This window comes from Haloferax sp. Atlit-48N (assembly GCF_003383015.2).
In the GTDB taxonomy this organism is placed as follows: Archaea; Halobacteriota; Halobacteria; order Halobacteriales; family Haloferacaceae; genus Haloferax; species Haloferax volcanii.
Map to the genome: position 1 here is coordinate 994,606 of NZ_CP137689.1, position 21,257 is coordinate 1,015,862.

Genomic DNA, 21,257 nt, shown 5'->3' on the forward strand with positions numbered 1-21,257 from the left:
GGTTTTACTCGCCGCTGAGCTATCGCACGACATGAGTCAGACGACTCCACGAGACGCGCTCGTCGTCGGCGGCGGCGTCGCCGGCCTCACCGCCGCGACGTTCCTCGCGCGCGCCGACCTCGACACCCTCGTCGTCAACGACGGCGAGCCAATCGTTCGCCGGAACGCCCACCTCGAAAACGTCCCCGGCTTCCCGGCGGGCGTCAACAGTCGGCTGTTTACCGACCTCCTCTCCGAGCAGGCCGACCGTAACGGCGCGGGCCGACTGACCGGCCGCGTGACCGACCTCGACGTGCTCGGTGACGACGAGGACCCGCTGTTCCGGGCGACCGTCGAGACCGACGACGGCGAAGAGACCGTCGAGGCGTCCCGGGTCGTCGCGGCCTCGTGGTCCGACGCCTCGTACCTCGAAGACACGGGCGTCGACCTCCGGGCCGCCGGGTCGAAAACCTACGTCGGCGTGGACGACCTCGGCCGGACCGACGTCCCCGGCATCTACGCCGCGGGTCGGCTGACCGAGATTTACCATCAGGCGGTCGTCGCCGCCGGCGACGCCGCGGAGACGGCCATCACGCTGGTCCACGACTCGGGGACGGCGTTCTACAACGACTGGGTCGCGCCGACCGGCTACTTCACCGACCGCGGCCGCGAGGTGCCGCCGGCCTGCGAGGAGATAGACGCCGACGAGCGCGCCCGCCGCGAGCGCGAGTCCCGCGAGGTCATGCGCGAGTTCTTCGCCGGGCCGCACGACGAGCCCCAGCGCACCCACCCGAGCCTCGTCGACGACGAACTCGGGCGACTCGACGAGTAACACCCACTCACGCCGCGGGCGGACCGCCCGTCGGTCCCGCGGTCGCCCGCGGACGCGAATCCTTTTAGCGGGTCGCGGGCGCAGAGACGAGTGAATGCTCGAAGGTGTGAACGTCGCGCTCGGGGTGACGGGGAGTATCGCGGCCGTGAAAGTCGTCGAGTTGGCGCACGAACTCCGCCGCCGGGGCGCGTCGGTCCGCGCGGTGATGACCGACGCCGCGACGGGAATCATCCACCCGTGGGCGGTCGAGTTCGCCACCGACGACGACGTGGTGACCGAGATTACCGGCCGCGTCGAACACGTCGACCTCTGCGGCCGCGACGGCTGGGCCGACGTGTTCCTCGTCGCGCCCGCGACGGCCAACACGGTCGGCAAGATAGCGGCCGCCATCGACGACTCTCCGGTGACGACCACCGCGACCACCGCCCTCGGGGCGGGCGTTCCGGTCGTCGTCGCGCCCGCGATGCACGAACCCATGTACGACCACCCCGGCGTCCTCGACGCCATCGAGCGGGTGCGGTCGTGGGGCGTCGAGTTCGTCGACCCGCGCATCGAGGAGGGGAAGGCGAAAATCGCCACCGAGGAGGCCATCGTCACCGGCGTGGCCAAAGCGACGACCGACCAGACGCTCGCCGGAACATCCGTCGTCGTCACCGCCGGCGCGACGACCGAGTCCATCGACCCAATCCGCACGCTCTCGAATCGCGCCTCCGGTCGCACGGGCCGCGCCGTCGCCCGCGCGCTCGCGGTTCGCGGTGCGGACGTGACGCTCGTCCACGACGGCGACGACGCGCACTACGCCGACGTGCTCGCCGTCGAGTCGGCCGCCGAGATGCTGTCGGCCGTCGAGGCCGCGGTCGACGCCGACGCCGACGCGCTCGTCTCCGCGGCCGCCATCTCGGATTTCACCGTCGAGGCGGCCGACCAGAAGATTCGCTCCGGCGAGGCGCGCACGCTCGACCTCGAACCCGCGCCGAAGCTCATCGACACCGTCCGCGAGTCGCACCCGGACCTCCCCATCGTCGGCTTCAAGGCCGAGACGACCGGCGACGACGAGGCGATGGCCGGCGAGGCCCGCCGCATCATGGACCGCGTCGGCCTCGCCTTCGTCGTCGCCAACGACGCCTCCGTGATGGGCGACTCGGAGACCCGCGCGCTCGTCGTCCGTGCCGACGAGACGAGCGAGTACGTCGGGTCGAAAGACGGACTGGGCGCTCGCGTCGCTGCCGAACTGGCGACCGAGTTGGAAAAATAGGCCTTCGGCGGGTCGTCAGTCGTCGCCGCCTGCGGCGTCGGCGTCGGTGCCGTCCGCGCCGTCGGCGTCGGCCGACGCGACCTGCTTGGGCCACGTGACCCCGTCGAGGAACGGGACGCCCATGCGCTGGGCGGCCTGCGAAATCATGTGCGCGCCCGTCGGCGCGGTGAGGAACAGGAACAACACCGTGACGAGCGCCATCAGTCCGTCGCCGTGGGGCAGGTAGTACACCGTCGCGGCGAGCGCGATGGACGCCGCCCCCAGCGTGGTCGCCTTCGAGGTGGCGTGCATCCGGTTGTAGACGTTGGGGAACCGGAGCAGACCGATGGTCCCGACGACGAGGAAGAAACTCCCCACGAGCGTCAGGAGGATGACGAGCGCCGCGCGGACGGGACCGACCGTCGTCGCGGCAGCTGCGGTCTCTGCGGCGGTCATTCGATGATGTCCCCCTCCGTGACGTACCGAGCCACGGTAATCGTGCTGATGAAGCCGATGATGGCGAGCACGAGACTGACGCCGACGAAGTACCCCTGTTGGCTCCAGATGGCGTACAGCGCCGCGATGGCGACGACGTTCGTTCCGATGGTGTCGAGCGCGACGACGCGGTCGGGCACCGTCGGCCCGCGGATGACGCGGTAGCTCACGAGGAGCGTCAGCCCCGCGGCGAGCGCGAGGCCGGCGAAGAGCACGGAGTCCATCCACGCGAGGTACGCGGGCTCAGCCATGTTGCTCACCTCCCGTCGCGGCGGCGGGCGCGTCGCCGCCGTCCGCGGGGCCCCCCTCGACTTGCGGCGCGGGGTCGCCCGGTTTCAGTTCTTCGTCGAAGATGACGAGCGCGTAGTCCTCCCAGCGGCGGATGGGTTCGAGGATGCCGTCGGGGTCGCTCCCGTCGATGCTGTGCACGTACAGCGAGTTGGTTTCGTCGTCGTAGTCCATGGTCAGCGTCCCCGGAGTGAGGGTGATACTGTTCGCGATAGTCGTGATGGCGAGCGGCGTCCGCACGCGGAGCGGCACCTCGACCACGGCGGGGTCGATGGGCATCGACGGCGACAGCGTCCGCACCGCCACGTCGACATTGGCCGTGAGGAGTTCCCAGAGGAACGTCGCGAGGTACAGCGCCGCGTAGGGCGCGACGCGGAGGCTCCGCGTGATGGGTGCTTCGTCCCCGTAGAACCGCCGGAAGAAGAAGGCGATGCCCATCCCGACACCGAGGCCGATGATGAACTCCTCCAGCAGGCGCTGCGGCGTCAGTTCGACGCCGCGGACGAACAGCCAGAGGACGGCCATGACGAGCCCCGAAACCGGCCAGCGGCGGCTCATCAGTGGCCACCCCCGCCGGATTCGAAGCCGACGCCCGGACCGTGCAGCACGGCGTCGACGTAGCCGTTCGTGTCGACGGCGGCGCGGGCCGCGGCGTCGGCCGCGCCGAACAGCGCCTCGAAGCCGATACCGAAGCCGATGGCGGCGACGGCGAGCGCGACGACGACGGTCACCTGCGTGGTGAGTTCGAGCCGTTTGAGGCCGTCGTCACCGCCGTCGGTCATCGCCACGTCGCCGGAGCCGACCGACCAGCGCTCGGGGAGCGCGGCGTCGACGAGGTCGCTCGGGCGACCCCAGAACACCGCGTTCCACGCGCGGGTGTAGTAGGCGATAGTCAGAATTGCGCCGGCGAGCGCGACGGCGAGCGCGAGTCCCGCGCCGGCCCCGCCCGCGGCGAACGACTCCGCGGCCGCCTGGAAGACGAGATACTTCCCGAAGAAGCCCGACAGCGGCGGGACGCCGATGAGCGTCAGCGCGCCGAGCAGGAAGCCCGCCGCGAGCACCGGCGCCCTGTCGGCGAGGCCGCCGAGGTCGGACAGGCGGTCGCTGCCGACGACGTCTTTGAGCGTGCCGCTCGCGAGGAACAGCAGGCTCTTGGCGAGACCGTGGTTGAACGCGTAGACCAGCGCGGCGGTCACGCCGAGCACGCGAACCGCCTCGGACGGCGCGGTGGCGGCCACCGCCAGCGGGAGGACGATAAAGCCCACCTGACTGATGGAGGAGTACGCGAGGATGCCGTCCACGTCGTCGCGGCCGACCGCGCCGATGCCGCCGAGGACGATGCTGACCGCGGCCATGACGAACATGACCGGGCCGAAGAAGCCGAGGAACGACTCCCCGGTGATGCCGAGGAAGCCGATGTCGATAGACGCCGCGGCGAAGATGGTGAAGTAGAGCCGAACGATGGCGTAGACGCCGACCTTCTTCACGACGCCGGCGAGCATCGCGGTCACCGGCGACGGCGCGGCGCGGTAGGCCGCGGGAACCCAAAACTGGAAGGGCGCGAGGCCGGCCTTCAGCGCGAACACCGAAAACAGCACCGCCGACAGGCCGAGCGTCGGCAGGAGTTCGATGTCGTAGGCGGCGGGTTCGGCCAGTCGCCGGGCGATATCGGCCATGTTGAGCGTCCCGGTCGTGCTGTATAGACCGCCGATGGCGACGAGCATCACCGCGCTCCCGATGAGGTTGAGCACGACGTAGTTGAGCGCCGCGCGGGTGTGCTCGCGACCGGAGTAAAACAGCACGAGGATGTAGCTCGACATGAGCATCACCTCGAACCAGACGAACAGGTTGAAGATGTCGCCGGTGAGGAACGAGCCGGTGACGCCGACCACCATGAAGTGGAACAGCGTGTGGTAGCTGAGGCGCTGGCCGAACGAGCCGACCGACGCGACGGAGTAGCCGAGCGTCAGGAGCGACACGAAGCCGGTGAGCGCCAACAGGAACGCCGACAGGGCGTCGGCGACGAGCGTGATGCCGAACGGCGCGGCCCAGTTCGACACCTGATAGACGAGCGTGGTCGACTCGCCGCCGAGCGGCAGGACCACGGCGTCGAACAGGGCGGCGACGGCGACGAGATAGGCGACGCCGCCGAGCAGGCTGACCGTCCGTTGGAGTATGTCGCTCGGGCGCGTGAGCAGCGTCAGAATCGCCGTCACGAGCGCCACGAGGAGCGGTGCGATGACGAGCGTGCTCATCTGCTCCCTCCGAGTTCGTACATATCGATTGTTCCGTGTTCCTCGTACACCCGGTAGGTCAACACGAGCGCGAGCGCGGTCGTCCCGAAGCCGATGACGATGGCGGTGAGGACGAGCGCCTGCACGATGGGGTCCGAGGGCGCGGGCCCGCTCGCGCCGTGGCCCGAGAGGATGGGCGCGAGGCCGTCGAATCCGCCCATGGTGACGAGGTAGACGTTGGCCGATTGGCTGATGATGCTGATACCCCAGACGACGCGAACCACGTCGCGTCGGAGCACGAGGTACGTGCCGATGCTGAACAGGACGCCGAGCGTGGCGGCGAGGAAGAACTGGGTCATTCGTTACCGACCTCCGCGACGATGGTGAGCAGGCCGCCGACGACGGCGAAGAAGACGCCGAGGTCGAAGGCGAACGCGCTCGCGACCTCGAGCTCGCCGTAGAGGGGCAGGTGCTCCAAGAAGAGCACGCCCTGCGTCAGGAACGGCGCGCCGAACGCGAGCGGGGCGAGGCTGGACCCCACGGCGATTGCGAGGCCGAGGGAGGCCATCCAGCGGTAGGTCTCGACGAGTCGGTGTTGCTCCGAGCCGTCGGGTTTGATGGCGAGCACCTCGCGCTGGATGAACTCCAGCCCGAAGATGATGTAGACGAGCGCGAAGGCGGCGGCCGCGAGGACGGCCCCGATGAAGCCGCCGCCGGGGAGGTTGTGCCCGCGGAACAGCAGCGCGATAGCCGTCACCAAGATGATGGGGACGACGATGCGCGCGACGGTCCGCGAAATGACGGTCGTCCGGCCGGACGAGCCGTTCATTGGGTCTCACCCCGCGTTCGCATGCGAATCAGCGTCAGGATGGCGAGCGACGCCATCACGACGACCGAAATCTCGCCCATGGTGTCGATGCCACGGAAGTCGACGAGGATGACGTTGACGATGTTCGAGCCGCCGCCGTAGTCCGCGAAGAACGGCCCGTGTTCCGCCGGAACGCCCGCCCGTGCCACGAAGAACTCCTGTAAGAGCGGGTCGGGCGAGGCGTCCGTCGACAGCAGCACGGTGAGGAACACCGTGCCGCCGACGGCCAGCGACAGCAGACCGTCGCGGACGGAGACGAGTCGGTCCGGCGCGTCGCCGTAGAACGCCGGCAGGCGGTCCAAGACGAGCAGGAAGATGACCAACACGAGCGTCTCGACGACCAGTTGGGTCAACGCGAGGTCGGGCGCGTCCGCGAGGATGTAGAAGATGGCGACCATGAAGCCGACGATAGACAGCGTCAGGACGCCCGCCACGTGCGACGGCGCGACGTCGACCGCGAAGGCGGCGACGAGCGCGACGAGGAGCACGAGGACGATGGGAATCGAGACGCTGAGTGTACTGAATCCGGGCATGGAGACGCCGGCGGCCGCGTAGCCGCCGAGCGCGAGCGCGACGAAGCCGAAGAGGCCCCACGTCGCGTAGGTGCGCAGGAGGCCGGTCTGAATCTTCGGCGTGACGGCGACGCTCGTCGTGGTCAGCCCCTCGACGAAGTTGTCGTACCACCAGTTCGCGCGGACGGGGCCGCGCAGGGCCGCGTTGATGGCGTCGTGGATGCGGTCGTAGAACGGGAAGGCGGCCGCACCGACGACGATGGTGATGAGACTCATAATCACGTACGGGGTGAGTTCGGTCGGGAAGTGGACCGAAAAGGAGTGGGCCTCGCCGGGCACGACGCTGCCGTATACGTCGCCGATGAGCCCCTCGATAAAGAGGTTCGGCTGGGCCGAGATGGCGAGGACGAGCGCGCCGAGAATCGCCGGCGGGACGAGCATCGCCGCGGGCGGGCGGTGGACGTGACCCAGGCCGTCGGGTTCGTCGCCGAAGAACAGCGAGGCGAACTTGATGGAGTAGAGGAACGTGAAGACGCTCCCGAACACCGCGACGACGGGGAAGACCCACGCGACGCCGCCCATGTGTTCGGCGGCGTAGTACGTCGACTCGAACAGCAGTTCCTTCGAGTAGAAGCCGTTGAACGGCGGGAAGCCGGCCATCGACAGCGACGCGACGACCGCGATGACGGCCGTCACGGGCAGGTGTTTTCGGAGCCCGCCGAGGCGGTCGATGTTCCGGGTTCCGGCCTCGTGGGCGATGATGCCCGCGACCATGAACAGCGCGGCCTTGAAGCTCGCGTGGTTCAGGATGTGGAACGCGCCGGCCTCCGCGCCGTAGCTGTTGGCGAAGCCGAAGGCGGCGATGATGAGGCCGAGGTGCGAGGCCGTCGAGTACGCGAGCAGTTCCTTGATGTCGGTCGCGCTCACCGCGAGCATGGCCGCGACGGTCATCGTCAACAGGCCGAGCACGGCGAAGATGAGCGTCCATTCACCGAGCACCGCCGCGTCCTCGGGGAGGAAAAGCGGGCGGAATCGGCCGACGAGGTAGACGCCGGCTTTGACCATCGTCGCGGAGTGGAGGAACGCCGAGACCGGCGTCGGTGCCTCCATCGCGTTGGGAAGCCAGACGTGGAACGGGACCTGCGCGGACTTCGTCGCCGCGCCGAGGCCGACGAGGACGAGCACGGGGACGAGCAGGCCGGAGGCCGTCAGGACCTCGCGAATCGCGTCCGCGTGTTCGACCAAAACCGGGATGCTGTACGTCGTTCCCTCGATGGCTCCCGTCTGGCCGGACGCCCAGACGAGAAGCAGGAAGCCGACCAGCATGAACAGGCCGCCGGAGACGGTGATGAGCATCGACTTCCGGGCGGCGTACTGGGAGGCCTTCTCCCCGGTGTAGTGGCCGATGAGGATGAACGACGAGAGGCTCGTCAGCTCCCAGAAGACGAACAGGGCGACGAGGTCGCCCGCGAGGGCGACGCCGAGCATCGAGCCCATGAACGCCAACAGGGTCGCGTAGTATTTCGCCTGGCCCGGTTCGCCGTGCATGTATCCTCCGGAGTACGTGAGGATGAGCACGCCGACGCCGCTGGCGAGGAAGGCGATGAGAAGCGCCAACCCGTCGACGTGAAACGCCAGCGAGATTCCGAGCGAGGGAATCCATTCGAGCGGCACGGTTCCGTGCGCCCCCGCGAGATACAGGTCCGTCACGAGGCCGAGCGTGACCAACGCGACGGCGGCCGCGAAGTACGCCGTGCGCTCACCGAAGAGCCGGTAGACTACCGGGGTGAACGCCGCGGCGAGAAACGGCAAGAAGACGACCGCGAGGACGACTTCCGGTGTGGGTTGCACGGGGGAAATTGCGGGGACCGCCGACTTAGGTGTTGTCAAACCCGTTGGCTGTTCGGCGTCGAAATCTGACGGTCGGTCGATTTCTTCTACGTTTTTCTGATTTTCATGATTTTCTTTGGAGGGCGAAATTTATATCCTCAGCCGACCATACTACGTCTCAGAGTACATTCGTCCGTTCGAGAATATTTGTCGCGCCGGCGGGATTCGTCCGCGCGCGACTCGGCCGGCGCTGTACTCACGCGTCGCGGCGGTCCTCTCACCGACGGCCGCGCGCGACCCCACCGCGTCGTTCGCGAGGGAGGCGGTCCCGTTGTCAACCGTCTTCGTCCGCACGCGAGGTGTTACGTAAGCAGTATCGTTTGTCATAGTCGCGGAGTCCCCGGTTCGGCCCTCTCTCACCCCGCCTGTTCGCACCGAAGGCGGTCACGGTCGCAGGGGCGCAACTACTTTGTACGCTCATTCGGAGGCTTTCATCAGGATGGACGGACGTGTGTCGAGCGACGAACTCCTCGATATACTCGGAGACACCGAGTCCCGGGCGCTGCTCGTGGCGCTCCGCCGCGACTCTCGCACCGCCAAGGAACTCGGTGAGACGCTCGACCTCTCGCTTCCGACCGTGTACCGACGGCTCGACCGGCTGTGCGAGTGCGGCCTCGTCACCTCGACGACCGAGGTTCGCGACGACGGGACCCACTGCCGCCGCTACGAGTGCGACTTCGACGAGACGGTCGTCTCCCTTTCGGACGAGGGGTTCCGGACCGAATCCCGCTCGACACTCCCGGTATCGGGCGATCAAGTCGAGTCAGAGAACAACTGACGACGCGGGGTCGAATCAATCATGGTTCCTCACTATATCCGGTGTCGCGTCGGAACACGCTCGACGTAGGTGGCCGAAAACAGCCTTCATACCCCGCGTAGCGCGCTGTTTTTCAACGAGCGAAATTCCACCTCCACATTTATAGCAACAACTGACTATCTGAGATTCATGATACGTCCAGGCGCGCGCTCCGGGCAGGGAGACGCGCGGCGTCAGGGCAAGGGGGGAAACGAATGATAATCGACCCGTCACGGATGGCATCCGTCAACGGACCGGGACCCGATAGCGAGGTCGCGATGGAGGCGCTCCGGGGGACTGCGAAGGGGGCAGTCTCGCTGGTCGCCGTCTACGGTGCGACGGCGTTCGACCTGTTCCACGTCGGCGAGACCGTCCGTGAGGACTTTCGGAGTCGCGACGAGCTCGTGGCGCACCTGAGTTCGCTCGCCGAGGAGACTCGGCGCGAGTTCATGGAACGCGGGCTGTTTTCCGGGCTGAGCCCGGTGCAAAACAGCGTCGAGTACCGCTTCGAGGAACGCGACGGCTACGGCGTGTTACAGGTCTACTGCGGCGGCCGCGGGATGTTGCTTTTCGTCGACCCCGACGAGAGCGTCGAGCCGCTGGTGAAGACCGCGTCACAGCTTCTCGGCGGGATGTAACCGCCCTCGGAGCCTCGCGCTCCGAGTCGCGAACACGGTCGTGAGCGGTTGCGCTCGACTGCGTTCGACCGCGAGACGCGATACCGTACGGCGTGGGTCGGCGTGTCCGAGAGCCTCCGAACCGCCACATTTTATGCCCGACCGGCGGAACGAGCGCCATGGACCAGTTGCGGCAGTCCCTTCTCGACGCGCCGATCATCGAAAAAGGAGATTACGAGTACTTCGTCCACCCCATCAGCGACGGTGTTCCGATGCTGGAACCGGGGCTCCTCCGCGAAATCGTCATCAAAATCATCCGCAAGGCGAACCTCGAAAACGTCGACAAAATCGTCACGCCGGCGGCGATGGGCATCCACATCTCGACGGCCGTCTCGCTGATGACGGACATCCCGCTCGTCGTCATCCGCAAGCGCGAGTACGGCCTCGACGGCGAGGTGTCGCTCCACCAGCAGACGGGCTACTCCGAGGGCGACATGTTCATCAACGACGTCAACGAGGGCGACCGCGTGCTCGTGCTCGACGACGTGCTGTCGACCGGCGGCACGATGAAGGCCGTCCTCGACGCGCTCGACCACATCGGCGCGGACGTCGTCGACACCGTCGCCATCATCAAGAAGGCCGGCCCGAACGAACTCGACGACTCGGACCACCACGTCAAGACGCTCATCAACGTGACCGTCGAAGACGGCGAGGTCGTCATCGTCGACGAGCACGGCGACGACTGACCCGACACCGACACGGCCGCGGCGTCAGAGCCGCGTCACTTTCGCCCGCGGATTTCCGCCTCCGCGGGGCCTTTTTGTGCCCGGGCCGTACTCGGGAGCGATGACATCGGCGCTTTTCATCGTCAGCGAAGACGGCTACTGGGGAGAGGAATGCATCGAGCCGCTTACGACTCTGACCGACGCCGGCGTGGACGTAACCGTTGCGACGCCGACGGGCGGCGTCCCGGTCGTCGACGAGCGCTCTGTCGACCCCGAGGAGGTCGGCGAGGAACTCGCAGAGCGCGTCGTCGAGGTCCACGAGAACGACGAGCGACTCCAGAACCCGAAGCCGATTGCACAGGTCGACGCCGACGAGTACGACGCCGTGGTGTTCCCCGGCGGTCACGGGACCGCGTGGGACGTCAATCAGGACCGACACGCCCGACAGGCGCTCTTGCAGGCGGTCGCCGGCGACGACTCGAAGGCGCTCGTCGTCTGCCACGCGGTCGGTATCCTCGGATTCACCCGCGAGGCCGACGGCTCGTTCCTCGTCGAGGGGCGCGAGGTCACCGGCTTCCCCAACGAGTGGGAAGAGGGTATCGTCGACGACGACGACCTGATGCCCGACGGCCGGAAGCTCCCGTACTGGGTCGAAGACGAGGTGAAGGCCGCCGGCGGCGTCTGGGACGCCGAACTCGACAGCGACACCAGCGTCACCGTGGACGGCGACCTCATCACCGCGCGCGGCCCCGGTTCGTCGGCCGCGGCGGCCCAGACGCTGTTGGACGAACTGTAAGCCGCGGACGAGTCGGTCCCACCCGGGGACACCGCCCGCCGCAGGAGAACGTTTTTTCGTCGGTCGGTCGTCGAAACTGCTGTGGAACTCGCAGCGCTCTCGCTCGAACCCGGCGAACGGTTGAGCGGGTCAGAACTCAGCTCCCGGTTCGACCGCGGCATGACGGGGCGAGGCATCGAAATCTGTTACGACGACGACGACCAACGGTATCTCCGTCTCTTTTCGAGCGACACCGGGCCGTACGGTGACGACGTGACCGGCGGCGAGTTCACGTACGTCGGAGAAGGACGGACCGGTGACCAGACGCTCACCGGCGGGAACAAGTTTCTGGCGCGGGCGAAACGCCACCCGTTACCGATATTCTTCTTCCACCGCGAGTCGGGAGAGGCCGACTGGGAGTATCAGGGCCAAGTCGAGGTCGTCGATTACGCGTGCGGACCGTTCGAAGGCGACGGCAGGGACGTCTATCGATTCGTGCTCCGCCGCCGTCACGAAACGCGGGAGCGAGTCGACGACGAGGAAGCCGCCGCAGACCTCGCGCCCGCGGAACGCACCGAGACGACGCGGAGCCGAATCATTCGGAACACGACACTTGCGGCCGAGTTGAAAGCGCGGTACTCCCACACGTGCCAAGTCTGTGGGGAGCGTCGTCGCCGGGGGGTTCACGACGGGTACGCCGAGGCGCACCATCTCAAACCGCTCGGGCGGCCCCACGATGGCCCGGACGCCAAGGCGAACCTCCTCGTTCTCTGCCCCGACCACCACGCGGACTTCGACTACGGAATGATAGCCGTCGACCCCGAGACGTACACCATCGCCCACGCCTACGAACGCGAGTTAGACGGGGCTTCGCTTTCTGTCCGCGAGGACCACGACCTCGATGCCGCGTTTCTCGACTACCACAACCGAACCATCGCGTCGTTTTAACCGCGCTCGCTACTCGATTTTGAACACGGCTTCTTCGATGCCCTCGCTTCGGCACTCCGGACACCGCGAGGGGTAGTTCACGGGGTCGTCGAAGGCGGTGAAGCCGCAGTGTTTGCACTCCGGCGGCGCGACGAGGAACTGTTCGCCGTCCTCTCCGTGGACCGTTCGGGCGACGTGCTGGAGGTGGCCGTACACCGACGACACCGAGACGCCGACGCTCGCCGAGAGTTCGGAGGCTGTCGCGGGGTCGTCGCGGAGGGCGTCGGCGATGCGCTGGCGGGCCGTCGTGTCGGACTCCCGGGCTGTCATATCGCTCGATTGGGAGTCGAAGGGAAAATCCCTTGCGCCGCCGGCGGCCGAGAAATGTCAGCAAGATAGAGAGGATGCAAAAAGGCCTTGTCCACGTGGCTGGACGTGGGGTGTATGAAGGCAGTCGTCCTTGCCGGTGGGTACGCGACGCGTCTGTGGCCGATTACCAAACACCGACCCAAGATGTTCTTACCCGTCGGTGACCAGACGGTCATCGACACCATCTTCGAAGACCTGGAAGCCGACGACCGGGTCTCGGAGGTGTTCGTGAGCACGAACGAGCGTTTCGCCGGCGCGTTCGAGGAGTACATCGACGAGTCGCCGTTCGACAAGCCGACGCTGTCGGTCGAAGACACGAGCGAGGAAGACGAGAAGTTCGGCGTCGTCGGCGCGCTCGCCCAACTCATCGACCGCGAGGAGGTCGACGAGGACCTCGTCGTCATCGCGGGCGACAACCTCATCAGCTTCGACGTGGGCGACTTCGTGGACTTCTTCTACGAGAAAAACGAGCCGTGTCTCGCCGCCTACGACGTGGGTGACAAAGAGCGCGCGAAGGCGTACGGCCTCGTCGAACTCGACGGCGACCGCGTCATCAACTTCCAGGAGAAGCCCGAGGACCCCAAGAGCACGCTCGTCTCCATCGCCTGCTACGCCATCCCGGCGGACGACCTGCCCAAGTTCGACGAGTATCTCTCCGGCGACAACAACCCCGACGAGCCCGGCTGGTTCATGCAGTGGCTCCAACAGACGGGCGACCTGTTCGCCTACACGTTCGACGAGGCGTGGTTCGACATCGGAACGCCCCAGAGCTACCTCGACGCCGTGGCGTGGTATCTCGACGGCGAGAACTTCGTCCACGAGTCGGCGACGCTCACGAACACCGAGGTCGGCACCAACGTCCACGTCATGGCCGACGCGGTGGTCGAAGACTCCGTCCTCGAAGAGTCCGTGGTGTTCCCCGGCGCGGTCATCCGAAACGCGGAGCTCAAGAACTCCATCGTCGACGAGGAGACGCACATCGAGAGCCTCGACCTCTCGAACGCCCTCATCGGGGCGCACTCGCGGTTGACGAACGGGCAGTAACGCGGTCCGCGGGCCGAACCCGCAACCCGGCCGCGAGTTCTTATCCTGATTCTTCCCCGAGGAACGCGTCGGTGATGCGGAGGCGGCCGTGGGTCCCCTCCCACTCCGTCTCGTACTCCAGTTCGATGGGGCGGTCCATGTGCGGCCCGTCGGTGACGAGCGTCTCGAACTCGCCGCCTTCGCCGAGGATGTGGACGCCGTACTGGTCGTTGAGCGCCGCCAGTTCGTCGAGCGCGTCGGCGTCGAGCGTCCGGCCGAGCCACGACTCGTCGAGGCCGTGAGCCGCGACCTGGATGATGGTGATTTCGAAGCCCGCCGCCAGCATCGCGTTACCCAGTTCGCGGGGGTTTTCCTGCCACAGCGGGGCGAACAGGTCGATGTCGAGGCGGTCGCACATCGCCTGAATCCGGTCGGTCTGGAACTCGCTTTCGATGGCTCCGGCGGTGACGCCCGCGAGGTCCATCTCGGCTTGGAGGTCCGACAGCGCCGCTTCGAGGGGTTCGAGTTCGGCGTCGCCCTGCGCGCCGGAGTCGGCGGCGGCGGTCGCTTCGAGGTCGCCGGGATGGACCTCGACGAGTTCGATGCCGGTGCTCTCGGCGGCGAGCGCGGCGAGGTCGGTCGCCGGCACGTGGTACATGTACGAGTCGTCGCTGGGGTGGACGGTCAGGAGGCGGGTGACGTTCAACCCCTCTTCGAGCGCGCGGTAGAGCGCCCACGAGGAGTCCTTGCCGCCGGAAAAGAGACTGACCCACTCGGATGTCATGGAGGCGATAGCGCGTTGGAGGAGTTAGGCGCTACGGTGTGCACGCCGCGGACTCGTTTCGATAGACCTCCGGACTACATATAGCCCAAACCGCGGAGCCGACCCATCAGGTCCTCTTTGTCCTGCGCGCGCCCCTCGCGTTCCGCGCTCGCGCCGAGGTCCTGCGCCCACGCGGGGCGGTCGTCGGACTTCGCGGACCCGGATTCGGTACCGAGCGAGCGGTAGCCCTCGAAGTACTTCGGCGAGACGGGCAGGTCCGCGGGTTCGACGCCGTCGGGCAGGTCGTCGGACGTTTCGGGGACGTGGTCGACAGGGTAGCCCTCGACCGAGTCGGGGACGATGTACTCCCAGAACGCCGCCCACACGTCGGTCTCCTCGAACTGGAGGATGGGGTGAACGCGGTCGTGCGGCGGGTACTTCTCGGAGTCGTGGCGGGGGCTGAAGAACGTCTCGTCGGCGCGGGACTCCTGTTCGTCCCAGCGGACGCCCGAGAAGACGCCGTCGAAGCCGCGGGCTTCGAGCGTGTCGTTGAGTGCGACGGTCTTCAAGAGGTGGTTGCCCTCGAAGCTGTCGGCGTCGAGGACGACGGTCTCGCCCTCGTGGCCGAGGCGGGCGAGTTCGCGGCGGGTATCGTCGCCGAGGTCCGCGAGGGGAATCTCGTCGCCGGGCGACGCGCCGAGGCGCGCGAACTCCTCGTTGCGGGCGACGACGAGGTCGAGGTCCCAGCGGTCGGCCCACTCGCGGACGAACGCCTCGGTCTCGTCGAAATGCTCGAAGTGGTCGATGAAGACGACGGGCGGCACGTCGACGCCCGTGTCGGCGGCGACCTCGCGGACGACGTAGAGGACGAGCGTGGAGTCCTTCCCGCCGGTCCACATGACGGCCGGGCGCTCGTACTGTTCGAAGGCGGTCGCGGCCACTGTCGCTGCCTTTTCGAGTTTGTCCGCCAGCGTCGGGTAGTCCGCGGCGGTCGCCTCGCGGCCGTCGTCGTAGTCGAGGTCGAGGTAGTCTGGGAACGTGTGAGCCATACAGCAAGACTCGGCCGCGGAGACTATCGCTGTTTCCGCTGTGGGACGGTCGCGGTCGCTCTCGAAGCGGGGGCCGCGAAAAAGGTGGCCGTGACGCGGCGTTCGCGTCAGGCGTCGGCCGTCGTCACATGTAGCCGAGGTCGCGCAGGCGCTCCATCAGGTCCTCTTTGTCCTGGGCGCGGCCCGCGCGCTCGGTCGTGTTCTCCATGTCCTGCAGCCACGCCGGTTCCTCGGCGGACTTGTCGGTCGAGACCTCGCTGCCGAGACTCCGGAAGCCGGCGAAGTACTTCGGCGAGACGGGTACGTCCTCCTGGGTGACGCCCTCGGGGAGATCGGTGTCGCTCGTCGGGACGTAGCCGTCCTCGGGGTAGTTCTCGACGGTGTCCGGGACCGCGAAGTACCAGAAGGCGTCCCAGACGGCGCTCTCTTCGAACTGGAGGATGGGTTGAATGCGGTCGTGCGGGGGGTAGATGTCGGGGTCGTGACGGGGGCTGAAGAACGTCTCGTCGGCGCGGGCCTCCTGTTCGTCCCAGCGGACGCCGGAGATGACGCCGTCGATGTCGTGTTCTTCGAGGGTGTCGTTGAGCGCGACGGTTTTCAGCAGGTGGTTGCCGACGTAGGTGTCGAGCAGGAAGGGGAACGTGTCTTCCTCGTATTCGAGAATCTCGCGGACGTGGTGCTGGTTGTGCTCGGAGAGTTCGGACACCGGGATGTCGTCGCCGGGTTCGAGGCCGTTCTCGTCGACGTACGCGCCGACGTCCTCGTTGCGCGCCCAGATGACGTCGAGGTCCCACTCCTCGGCCCAGTGCTCGACGAAGTCCATGATTTCGTCGAAGTGCTGGTAGTGGTCGATGAACACCGCCGGCGGCACTTCGAGGTCGTAGCGCTCTGCGACCTCCTTGATGAAGTAGAGCGTGAGCGTCGAGTCCTTCCCGCCGGTCCACATCACCGCGGGGTTCTCGTACTGTTCGAGACCCTGCTTCGTGACCTCGATGGCCTTCTCGATTTTGTCCTCGATACTCGGGTAGTCCTCCGGCGTCTCACCTTCGCCGTCGGTGTAGTCGACGTCGAGGTAGTCCGGGAAGGATTCGGCTTCCGACATGATGTGTAATTACATCTAATTAGGCGGTGTAAATGCTTTTTGCCCGAGGCGTAGTGTGACGCGTGATACCGCCGAGCACGATTTGGGCCGCTAGCTCACGCGGTTCGGCGGTGACGGGATGAGGAGATACGACGCGTTTAGGAGATGAACTTGTTGTCGCGCCAGTTGATTCCGCTGTCCGAGGAACCGTTCTGCTGGGGGTTCTCGACGACTTCGACGGAGGCGGCACGCACCTCGCCTTCGACGATGCGCGTCGCTTGCAGTTCGTCGCTTTCCTCGGTGATGGCGGTCAGCGTCCCCTTCTCCGAGAGCATCGCAATCTCGCGGAGGACGAGGAACATCGGGTACTGAAGCGCCGTGTTCTGGAGCACGGTTTCGAGGTCGCCTTTGAAGCAGGCGAACTCGACGAGTTCGGAGGGAATCTCCTCTTCTTCTTCGTCTCCCCAGTTGGGCGCGCCCGCTCGGGGCGGCTCTTCTTCGTAGACGCGATTTTCCGTCACGCTCGCTTTCAACTGGGCCGTCGGCGTGTACTTGCTGAGGTTGTCGTCGGCGGAGACGGCTTTGATGATGAGAGTGTTGTTTCGGCGGGTGATGTCTACGTTCTCGACCTCAGGCGGCAGTTCTGGGTCGTTTTCGAAGTAGTCCATCACGTCTTCGAGTGGCAGTTCCAACGTCGAATGGAGTCGATATACGCGGCCTGACATTGTTGGCTTCGGTATCGACGAGAGCCACGGTGCGAGCGCACCCGGATGGCGATACCTGTGTTCGTGTACGAGTTCGAGGCTTATATGGCCTCCCCTTCTCGGTAGGCGAGAGCAACAAAGTCGGCGTCGGGGCGCTGTCCGGCGGTCTGTCGGGGGTCGCTCCCGGGGTCAGTTCGCGCCGGTCAGCGTCGCTTCGAGGTCGCCGCGCTCGTCGAGTTCTTCGAGGATGTCGCTGCCGCCGACGAACTCGCCGTCGACGAACGTCTGGGGGATGGTCTCCCAGTCGCTTTTCTCCTTGAGCGCCTCGCGGTAGTGCGGGAGCGCGGGCAGCACGTCGACGGTTTCGAACTCGTCGACGTACTGGGAGATGAGGTCGACCGCCTTCGCGGAGTAGCCGCACTGCGGCATCAGGCGGTTGCCCTTCATGAACAGGACGACGCGGTTGTCAGCGACGGCCTCGTCGACGCGGGTCTGCACTTCTTCGGGGTCCAAACTCTCCGGTTGGAACGTCATGCACCCAGATAACGGCCGGGCGGACAAAGGAGTTGCGTCGCGGTCAATCCGGAACCGACGAACCGTCCCGACCGAGACGGTGGCTTACTGCTCGCCGACGCGGACGACGTTGATGAGGGAGTGGACGGGGACGCCGTCGATTTCCTCGACGCCCTGTTTGTCGACGATGACCACGCACGCGAGGGGTTCGCCGCCCTCGGAGCGGATGGCGTCGATGGTCTCGCGGAGGGTCGTGCCGCTCGTCACCGTGTCGTCGACGATGAAGCAGTCGCGGCCCTCGACGGGCGAGAAGTTCCGGGAGAAGCCGCCGCCGAGGTCTTCGAGGTCGCCTTCGTCCCACTGGTGTTTCGCGGGCGAGTACGCGCCGAGCGTCGTTTCGAGTTCGCGCGAGACGGAGGTCGCAAGCGGGACGCCCGCTTTCTCGATGCCGACGGTCACGTCGGCCTCGCCGTTCGTCTCCATGAGGAGGTCGGCGAGCGCGCGCCCGACGTAGGTGAGGCGCTTGCCGCCGCTCCCGATGGCGTTCCAGTCGACGTGGATATCGTCGGGGCCTTCGGGCTCCGCACGGGGTTCGGGTTCGGTCGCCGCGCCGCTTCGTTCGACCAGCCAGCTGGCGGTCTCGCGGGAGACGTTCAGTTCGTCGGCAATCTCGCCTTTCGAGAGGCCGCGGTCCGCGAGCTCAGCCGCGCTGGCGATGAGGTCGTCGACGTTCTTCATACAGTACCGAATTCGATGGCGGTTTTTATAGTGGTGTCGTCGTCTTCGAATGCTGCTTCGAACTCCGAAAGCGGATGGACGCCCGTGACCAACTCGCGGAGGAACCACCGCGGAAGCTTGGTGAACGTCACGGTCGCGGCCTCGAAGTGCTTGACGTGGGAGTTGACGCTGCCGACGAGCGCCTTGTTGTGGAGCACCATCTCGCGGTGGAACGCGCCGGCGTCGACCTCGAACTCCCAGTCGCTCGGGACGCCGAGGAGCGCGGCCACGCCGTTCGGCGCGAGCGCCTGCACCGACTGGATGGCGTGTTTGGGGAAGCCGGTCGCCTCGTAGATGAAGTCCATGTCCTCGTGTGCGCCCGGAATCTCTTCGACCGGCGTCTCGCGGGAGTCGACGTAGGTCGCGCCGAGCTTCTCGATTATGTCGATAGTCGGGTCCGGTCGGTCGCGCCGACCGAGGCAGTAGAGCTCCTCGTAGCCCTTGTCGTCGGCTCTCAACATGGCGAGCGTCAGGAGTCCGAGGCTCCCGTTGCCGAGGACGAGCGCCGACGAGGGGTTCCAGTCGAACGCCGACCGGCTCGCGTAGGCGTGCTCCCGCGCCTTCTCGGTGATTGAGATGGGCTCGATGAGGAAGCCGAGTTCGGCCTGCGAGCGCGGGATGCGGACGAGGTAGTCCGACGGACTCGTGAAGTACTCGGACATGAAGCCGTGCGCGCCGACGATGCCGCGCTCGGCGTACATCCCGTCGGGGGCCATGTCGGGTTGGTTCTTCTCGAAGTACTCGTTCGTCCCCGACGCCGGCGGGCGGCGGACCGTCGGCACGACGATGTCGCTTTCCTCCAGTTCGGTGTCGTTCGGGTCGACGACGACGCCGACCGCCTCGTGGCCGAGCACGAGGTGGTCTTCGCCCTCGGGGAATCCGCCGTGGCCGCCGGCGATGACCTCGTGGTCCGTCCCGTCCACGCCGACCCGAAGCGTTCGGACCAGCGCCTCCCCGGCGTCGGGTTCCGGTCGCGGCTTCTCGATGACGACCGGCTTATCTTCCCCGCGCTCGACGGCGATTGCTTTCATACCTCCACCAACGCACCACCCCACCAAAAGACTTATTCTATGATGAGTAAATAATTCGGCCACGGTGAGCGCCCTGCGTCGTCGTACCAGCCCATGACGAACCGCACTGCGCGGACCAGCCTGTCCAGCCCACCCGTGCCGGCGCTCGCCGCCGAACCCGTGCCCGAACCGCGCCGAGGCCGATATCCCGTGCCCGTCGGCCTCTGAGGCGGTTTCGGTTTTCTCCTGACGCTCGCTCGACTCAGCGGCGCGTTCGACCGACCGGGGAAAAAGAGCGCGTCGCTTCGTCGGGCCGCCGCCTGCCGACCCGACGACTCGACCCTCGGTTCAGTTGTCGATGTCGTCGACGAGTTCGTCCGCGAGACCGACGTACGTCGCGGGCGTGAGCGCGAGCAGTTCCTCTCGGGTTTCTTCGTCCACGTCGAGGTCCGCAAACAGGTCGTGGAAGTCGTCGAGGGTCACCTCGCGGCCGCGGGTGAGCTCCTTCACCCGCTCGTAGGCCTGCGTGTCGCCCTCGCGGCGGAGAATCGTCTGGACGGCCTCGCCGATGATGGCCGGCGTGTCGTCGAGTTCGTCGCGCATGACCTGCTCGTTCGGGACGACCTTACCGAGGCCGGTCTGGGTCTTCTTGTAGCCGATGAGACAGTGAGCGAACGCCGCGCCGACGTTGCGCTTGACCGTGGAGTCCGAGAGGTCGCGCTGGAGGCGCGAGGTCGTCACGTAGTCGGCGAGGAACGTCAGGTCGGCGTTTGCCTTCGAGAGGTTGCCCTCGGAGTTCTCGAAGTCGATGGGGTTGACCTTGTGCGGCATCGTCGACGAGCCGGTCTCGCCCTCGACGGCCTCCTGTCCGAGGTAGCGGTCGGAGACGTACAGCCACGCGTCGCGGTCGAGGTCGACGAGGACGTTGTTGACGCCGCGGACGGCGTCGAACAGCGCCGCGAGGTCGTCGCAGGGGTTGACTTGCGTGGCGAGCGCGGTGTGTTCGAGGCCGAGCGACTCGACGAACTCGCGGGAGAACGCCCGCCAGTCAACGTCGGGGTAGGCGGCGACGTGGGCCGCGTAGACGCCCGACGCGCCCGCGAGCTTGCCGGCGAGGTCGTCGGTCGCGGCCTCGACGCGGGCGAGCGTCCGACCGAGGCGGGCGGCGTAGACGGCCATCTCCTTGCCGAACGTCGTCGGCGTCGCGGGCTGGCCGTGGGTCCGCGCGAGCATGGGCACGTCGCGGAACTCCCGCGCGAGCGAGACGAGTTCGTCGCGGGTGTCGCGGAGTTCGGGCACGATGACCTCCTCGACCGCGCCTTTCACCATGAGGCGCTGGGCGAGGTTGTTCACGTCCTCGGAGGTGAGGCCGAAGTGAATCCACGGGTGGACCGACTCGTCGGTCTCGGTGCGGATGAAGTACTCGACGGCCTTCACGTCGTGATTCGTCGCCGAGAAGCCCGCCGCGCCCTCGACTTCGAGCCGCTTCACGAGGTCGGCGTCGTCGGCGTCGAACGCCTCGTAGAGCGCGCGGAGGTCGGCGCGCTCGGCCTCGGAGAACGAAAGCGGCGTCGCGTCGAGGCCGGCGAGCGCGAGGAGGTACTCCACTTCGACTTCGACGCGGGCGCGCATGAGCGCGGCCTCGCTCACGTGCGGCGCGAGGGGTGCGGTTCGGGAGGCGTATCGCCCGTCGAGCGGGGACACCGCGTACAGCGGGTCGTGCCGGTCGGCGTCGGTCATGTCTGAGTCGTCACGATGGGGGAGGTTAAACGCCGGGGGTTCGTCGCCGCCGCGGA

General features: G+C 66.9%; 24 protein-coding genes. 8 read left to right on the plus strand and 16 right to left on the minus strand.

Going from position 1 to position 21,257, the window contains the following annotated elements; all coding sequences use genetic code 11:
• Nucleotides 1-31: 31 nt before the first annotated feature.
• Together DEQ67_RS05400 and coaBC are read left to right on the plus strand one after the other, a co-directional pair.
• Nucleotides 32-811: an FAD-dependent oxidoreductase gene (locus DEQ67_RS05400; protein WP_115802400.1), complete on the plus strand. Its 780-nt coding sequence runs from the start codon at nt 32-34 to the stop codon at nt 809-811.
• A gap of 94 nt (nt 812-905) precedes the next feature.
• Entirely contained in the window at nt 906-2,066 is a 1,161-nt protein-coding gene (gene coaBC, locus DEQ67_RS05405; RefSeq protein ID WP_004063991.1) for a bifunctional phosphopantothenoylcysteine decarboxylase/phosphopantothenate--cysteine ligase CoaBC, read from the plus strand.
• 15 nt (nt 2,067-2,081) lie between these two features.
• Here the strand turns inward: coaBC and mnhG are convergent, their stop codons facing one another.
• The 7 genes from mnhG to mbhE are packed head-to-tail and all read right to left on the minus strand — an operon-like array spanning nt 2,082 to nt 8,293.
• Nucleotides 2,082-2,501, minus strand: coding sequence for a monovalent cation/H(+) antiporter subunit G (gene mnhG / locus DEQ67_RS05410; protein ID WP_004063989.1), 420 nt, complete (start codon nt 2,499-2,501; stop codon nt 2,082-2,084).
• The gene (locus DEQ67_RS05415; protein ID WP_004063987.1) at nt 2,498-2,791 is read right to left on the minus strand and encodes a monovalent cation/H+ antiporter complex subunit F; all 294 of its coding nucleotides are present in this window, start codon (nt 2,789-2,791) and stop codon (nt 2,498-2,500) included. Before DEQ67_RS05415 ends, mnhG begins: the two co-directional genes overlap by 4 nt.
• Nucleotides 2,784-3,386 (minus strand): Na+/H+ antiporter subunit E, encoded by a 603-nt coding sequence (locus DEQ67_RS05420; RefSeq protein WP_004063985.1) that lies wholly within the window; start codon nt 3,384-3,386, stop codon nt 2,784-2,786. The genes DEQ67_RS05415 and DEQ67_RS05420 overlap by 8 nt, the downstream gene beginning before the upstream one ends.
• Entirely contained in the window at nt 3,386-5,083 is a 1,698-nt protein-coding gene (locus DEQ67_RS05425) for a Na+/H+ antiporter subunit D (protein WP_004063983.1), read from the minus strand. The genes DEQ67_RS05420 and DEQ67_RS05425 overlap by 1 nt, the downstream gene beginning before the upstream one ends.
• Nucleotides 5,080-5,421 carry a sodium:proton antiporter gene (locus DEQ67_RS05430; protein ID WP_004043872.1) on the minus strand — a complete coding sequence of 114 codons (342 nt, stop codon included), beginning with the start codon at nt 5,419-5,421 and terminating at the stop codon, nt 5,080-5,082. The genes DEQ67_RS05425 and DEQ67_RS05430 overlap by 4 nt, the downstream gene beginning before the upstream one ends.
• Nucleotides 5,418-5,891: an MnhB domain-containing protein gene (locus DEQ67_RS05435; protein ID WP_004043870.1), complete on the minus strand. Its 474-nt coding sequence runs from the start codon at nt 5,889-5,891 to the stop codon at nt 5,418-5,420. Before DEQ67_RS05435 ends, DEQ67_RS05430 begins: the two co-directional genes overlap by 4 nt.
• Nucleotides 5,888-8,293, minus strand: coding sequence for a hydrogen gas-evolving membrane-bound hydrogenase subunit E (gene mbhE, locus DEQ67_RS05440; RefSeq protein WP_115802403.1), 2,406 nt, complete (start codon nt 8,291-8,293; stop codon nt 5,888-5,890). Before mbhE ends, DEQ67_RS05435 begins: the two co-directional genes overlap by 4 nt.
• Before the next feature lie 478 nt (nt 8,294-8,771).
• On the opposite strand from mbhE, the gene DEQ67_RS05445 reads away from it, so the two are divergent.
• The 5 genes from DEQ67_RS05445 to DEQ67_RS05465 all read left to right on the plus strand — a co-directional run bounded on the left by DEQ67_RS05445 (nt 8,772) and on the right by DEQ67_RS05465 (nt 12,193).
• On the plus strand, nt 8,772-9,110 hold the full coding sequence (locus DEQ67_RS05445) for a winged helix-turn-helix domain-containing protein (protein ID WP_115860131.1): 339 nt from the start codon (nt 8,772-8,774) through the stop codon (nt 9,108-9,110).
• Nucleotides 9,111-9,364: 254 nt separating this feature from the next.
• On the plus strand, nt 9,365-9,766 hold the full coding sequence (locus DEQ67_RS05450; RefSeq protein WP_004043867.1) for a hypothetical protein: 402 nt from the start codon (nt 9,365-9,367) through the stop codon (nt 9,764-9,766).
• Between the two features lie 158 nt (nt 9,767-9,924).
• Nucleotides 9,925-10,491: a hypoxanthine/guanine phosphoribosyltransferase gene (gene hpt, locus DEQ67_RS05455; RefSeq protein ID WP_004043866.1), complete on the plus strand. Its 567-nt coding sequence runs from the start codon at nt 9,925-9,927 to the stop codon at nt 10,489-10,491.
• Nucleotides 10,492-10,591: 100 nt separating this feature from the next.
• Nucleotides 10,592-11,266: a type 1 glutamine amidotransferase domain-containing protein gene (locus tag DEQ67_RS05460; protein WP_004063973.1), complete on the plus strand. Its 675-nt coding sequence runs from the start codon at nt 10,592-10,594 to the stop codon at nt 11,264-11,266.
• An 81-nt stretch (nt 11,267-11,347) separates the two neighbouring features.
• The gene (locus DEQ67_RS05465) at nt 11,348-12,193 is read left to right on the plus strand and encodes an HNH endonuclease (RefSeq protein WP_115891307.1); all 846 of its coding nucleotides are present in this window, start codon (nt 11,348-11,350) and stop codon (nt 12,191-12,193) included.
• Between the two features lie 9 nt (nt 12,194-12,202).
• On the opposite strand, the gene DEQ67_RS05470 is transcribed toward DEQ67_RS05465, so the two are convergent.
• Nucleotides 12,203-12,502, minus strand: a complete 300-nt coding sequence (locus DEQ67_RS05470) for a transcriptional regulator (RefSeq protein WP_004043863.1) — start codon at nt 12,500-12,502, stop codon at nt 12,203-12,205.
• Nucleotides 12,503-12,616: 114 nt separating this feature from the next.
• On the opposite strand from DEQ67_RS05470, the gene DEQ67_RS05475 reads away from it, so the two are divergent.
• Entirely contained in the window at nt 12,617-13,585 is a 969-nt protein-coding gene (locus DEQ67_RS05475) for a sugar phosphate nucleotidyltransferase (RefSeq protein WP_115891306.1), read from the plus strand.
• A 40-nt stretch (nt 13,586-13,625) separates the two neighbouring features.
• Here the strand turns inward: DEQ67_RS05475 and DEQ67_RS05480 are convergent, their stop codons facing one another.
• The 8 genes from DEQ67_RS05480 to purB form a co-directional block, all read right to left on the minus strand.
• Nucleotides 13,626-14,348 (minus strand): diphthine--ammonia ligase, encoded by a 723-nt coding sequence (locus DEQ67_RS05480; protein WP_115891305.1) that lies wholly within the window; start codon nt 14,346-14,348, stop codon nt 13,626-13,628.
• Between the two features lie 74 nt (nt 14,349-14,422).
• Complete coding sequence (locus tag DEQ67_RS05485; protein WP_115891304.1) at nt 14,423-15,376, minus strand: phosphoadenosine phosphosulfate reductase family protein; 954 nt, start codon at nt 15,374-15,376, stop codon at nt 14,423-14,425.
• Nucleotides 15,377-15,500: 124 nt separating this feature from the next.
• Entirely contained in the window at nt 15,501-16,478 is a 978-nt protein-coding gene (locus DEQ67_RS05490) for a phosphoadenosine phosphosulfate reductase family protein (RefSeq protein ID WP_004043859.1), read from the minus strand.
• Between the two features lie 137 nt (nt 16,479-16,615).
• Nucleotides 16,616-17,182, minus strand: a complete 567-nt coding sequence (locus DEQ67_RS05495; protein ID WP_004043858.1) for a DUF7110 family protein — start codon at nt 17,180-17,182, stop codon at nt 16,616-16,618.
• Nucleotides 17,183-17,350: 168 nt separating this feature from the next.
• Complete coding sequence (locus DEQ67_RS05500) at nt 17,351-17,695, minus strand: glutaredoxin family protein (protein ID WP_004043857.1); 345 nt, start codon at nt 17,693-17,695, stop codon at nt 17,351-17,353.
• Nucleotides 17,696-17,779: 84 nt separating this feature from the next.
• Complete coding sequence (gene gfcR, locus DEQ67_RS05505; RefSeq protein WP_004043856.1) at nt 17,780-18,412, minus strand: transcriptional regulator GfcR; 633 nt, start codon at nt 18,410-18,412, stop codon at nt 17,780-17,782.
• Entirely contained in the window at nt 18,409-19,482 is a 1,074-nt protein-coding gene (locus DEQ67_RS05510; protein WP_115802407.1) for a glucose 1-dehydrogenase, read from the minus strand. The genes gfcR and DEQ67_RS05510 overlap by 4 nt, the downstream gene beginning before the upstream one ends.
• Before the next feature lie 327 nt (nt 19,483-19,809).
• Nucleotides 19,810-21,201 (minus strand): adenylosuccinate lyase, encoded by a 1,392-nt coding sequence (gene purB, locus DEQ67_RS05515; protein WP_115802408.1) that lies wholly within the window; start codon nt 21,199-21,201, stop codon nt 19,810-19,812.
• Between the last annotated feature and the right edge of the window lie 56 nt (nt 21,202-21,257).

What these genes read in the sequence shown, in the direction of transcription:
- DEQ67_RS05400 (WP_115802400.1), top strand. Translation starts at nt 32, where the DNA reads ATGAGTCAGACGACTCCACGAGACGCGCTCGTCGTCGGCGGCGGCGTC.
- coaBC (WP_004063991.1), top strand. Translation starts at nt 906, where the DNA reads ATGCTCGAAGGTGTGAACGTCGCGCTCGGGGTGACGGGGAGTATCGCG.
- mnhG (WP_004063989.1), bottom strand. Translation starts at nt 2,501, where the DNA reads ATGACCGCCGCAGAGACCGCAGCTGCCGCGACGACGGTCGGTCCCGTC.
- DEQ67_RS05415 (WP_004063987.1), bottom strand. Translation starts at nt 2,791, where the DNA reads ATGGCTGAGCCCGCGTACCTCGCGTGGATGGACTCCGTGCTCTTCGCC.
- DEQ67_RS05420 (WP_004063985.1), bottom strand. Translation starts at nt 3,386, where the DNA reads ATGAGCCGCCGCTGGCCGGTTTCGGGGCTCGTCATGGCCGTCCTCTGG.
- DEQ67_RS05425 (WP_004063983.1), bottom strand. Translation starts at nt 5,083, where the DNA reads ATGAGCACGCTCGTCATCGCACCGCTCCTCGTGGCGCTCGTGACGGCG.
- DEQ67_RS05430 (WP_004043872.1), bottom strand. Translation starts at nt 5,421, where the DNA reads ATGACCCAGTTCTTCCTCGCCGCCACGCTCGGCGTCCTGTTCAGCATC.
- DEQ67_RS05435 (WP_004043870.1), bottom strand. Translation starts at nt 5,891, where the DNA reads ATGAACGGCTCGTCCGGCCGGACGACCGTCATTTCGCGGACCGTCGCG.
- DEQ67_RS05445 (WP_115860131.1), top strand. Translation starts at nt 8,772, where the DNA reads ATGGACGGACGTGTGTCGAGCGACGAACTCCTCGATATACTCGGAGAC.
- DEQ67_RS05450 (WP_004043867.1), top strand. Translation starts at nt 9,365, where the DNA reads ATGGCATCCGTCAACGGACCGGGACCCGATAGCGAGGTCGCGATGGAG.
- hpt (WP_004043866.1), top strand. Translation starts at nt 9,925, where the DNA reads ATGGACCAGTTGCGGCAGTCCCTTCTCGACGCGCCGATCATCGAAAAA.
- DEQ67_RS05460 (WP_004063973.1), top strand. Translation starts at nt 10,592, where the DNA reads ATGACATCGGCGCTTTTCATCGTCAGCGAAGACGGCTACTGGGGAGAG.
- DEQ67_RS05470 (WP_004043863.1), bottom strand. Translation starts at nt 12,502, where the DNA reads ATGACAGCCCGGGAGTCCGACACGACGGCCCGCCAGCGCATCGCCGAC.
- DEQ67_RS05475 (WP_115891306.1), top strand. Translation starts at nt 12,617, where the DNA reads ATGAAGGCAGTCGTCCTTGCCGGTGGGTACGCGACGCGTCTGTGGCCG.
- DEQ67_RS05480 (WP_115891305.1), bottom strand. Translation starts at nt 14,348, where the DNA reads ATGACATCCGAGTGGGTCAGTCTCTTTTCCGGCGGCAAGGACTCCTCG.
- DEQ67_RS05485 (WP_115891304.1), bottom strand. Translation starts at nt 15,376, where the DNA reads ATGGCTCACACGTTCCCAGACTACCTCGACCTCGACTACGACGACGGC.
- DEQ67_RS05490 (WP_004043859.1), bottom strand. Translation starts at nt 16,478, where the DNA reads ATGTCGGAAGCCGAATCCTTCCCGGACTACCTCGACGTCGACTACACC.
- DEQ67_RS05495 (WP_004043858.1), bottom strand. Translation starts at nt 17,182, where the DNA reads ATGTCAGGCCGCGTATATCGACTCCATTCGACGTTGGAACTGCCACTC.
- DEQ67_RS05500 (WP_004043857.1), bottom strand. Translation starts at nt 17,695, where the DNA reads ATGACGTTCCAACCGGAGAGTTTGGACCCCGAAGAAGTGCAGACCCGC.
- gfcR (WP_004043856.1), bottom strand. Translation starts at nt 18,412, where the DNA reads ATGAAGAACGTCGACGACCTCATCGCCAGCGCGGCTGAGCTCGCGGAC.
- DEQ67_RS05510 (WP_115802407.1), bottom strand. Translation starts at nt 19,482, where the DNA reads ATGAAAGCAATCGCCGTCGAGCGCGGGGAAGATAAGCCGGTCGTCATC.
- purB (WP_115802408.1), bottom strand. Translation starts at nt 21,201, where the DNA reads ATGACCGACGCCGACCGGCACGACCCGCTGTACGCGGTGTCCCCGCTC.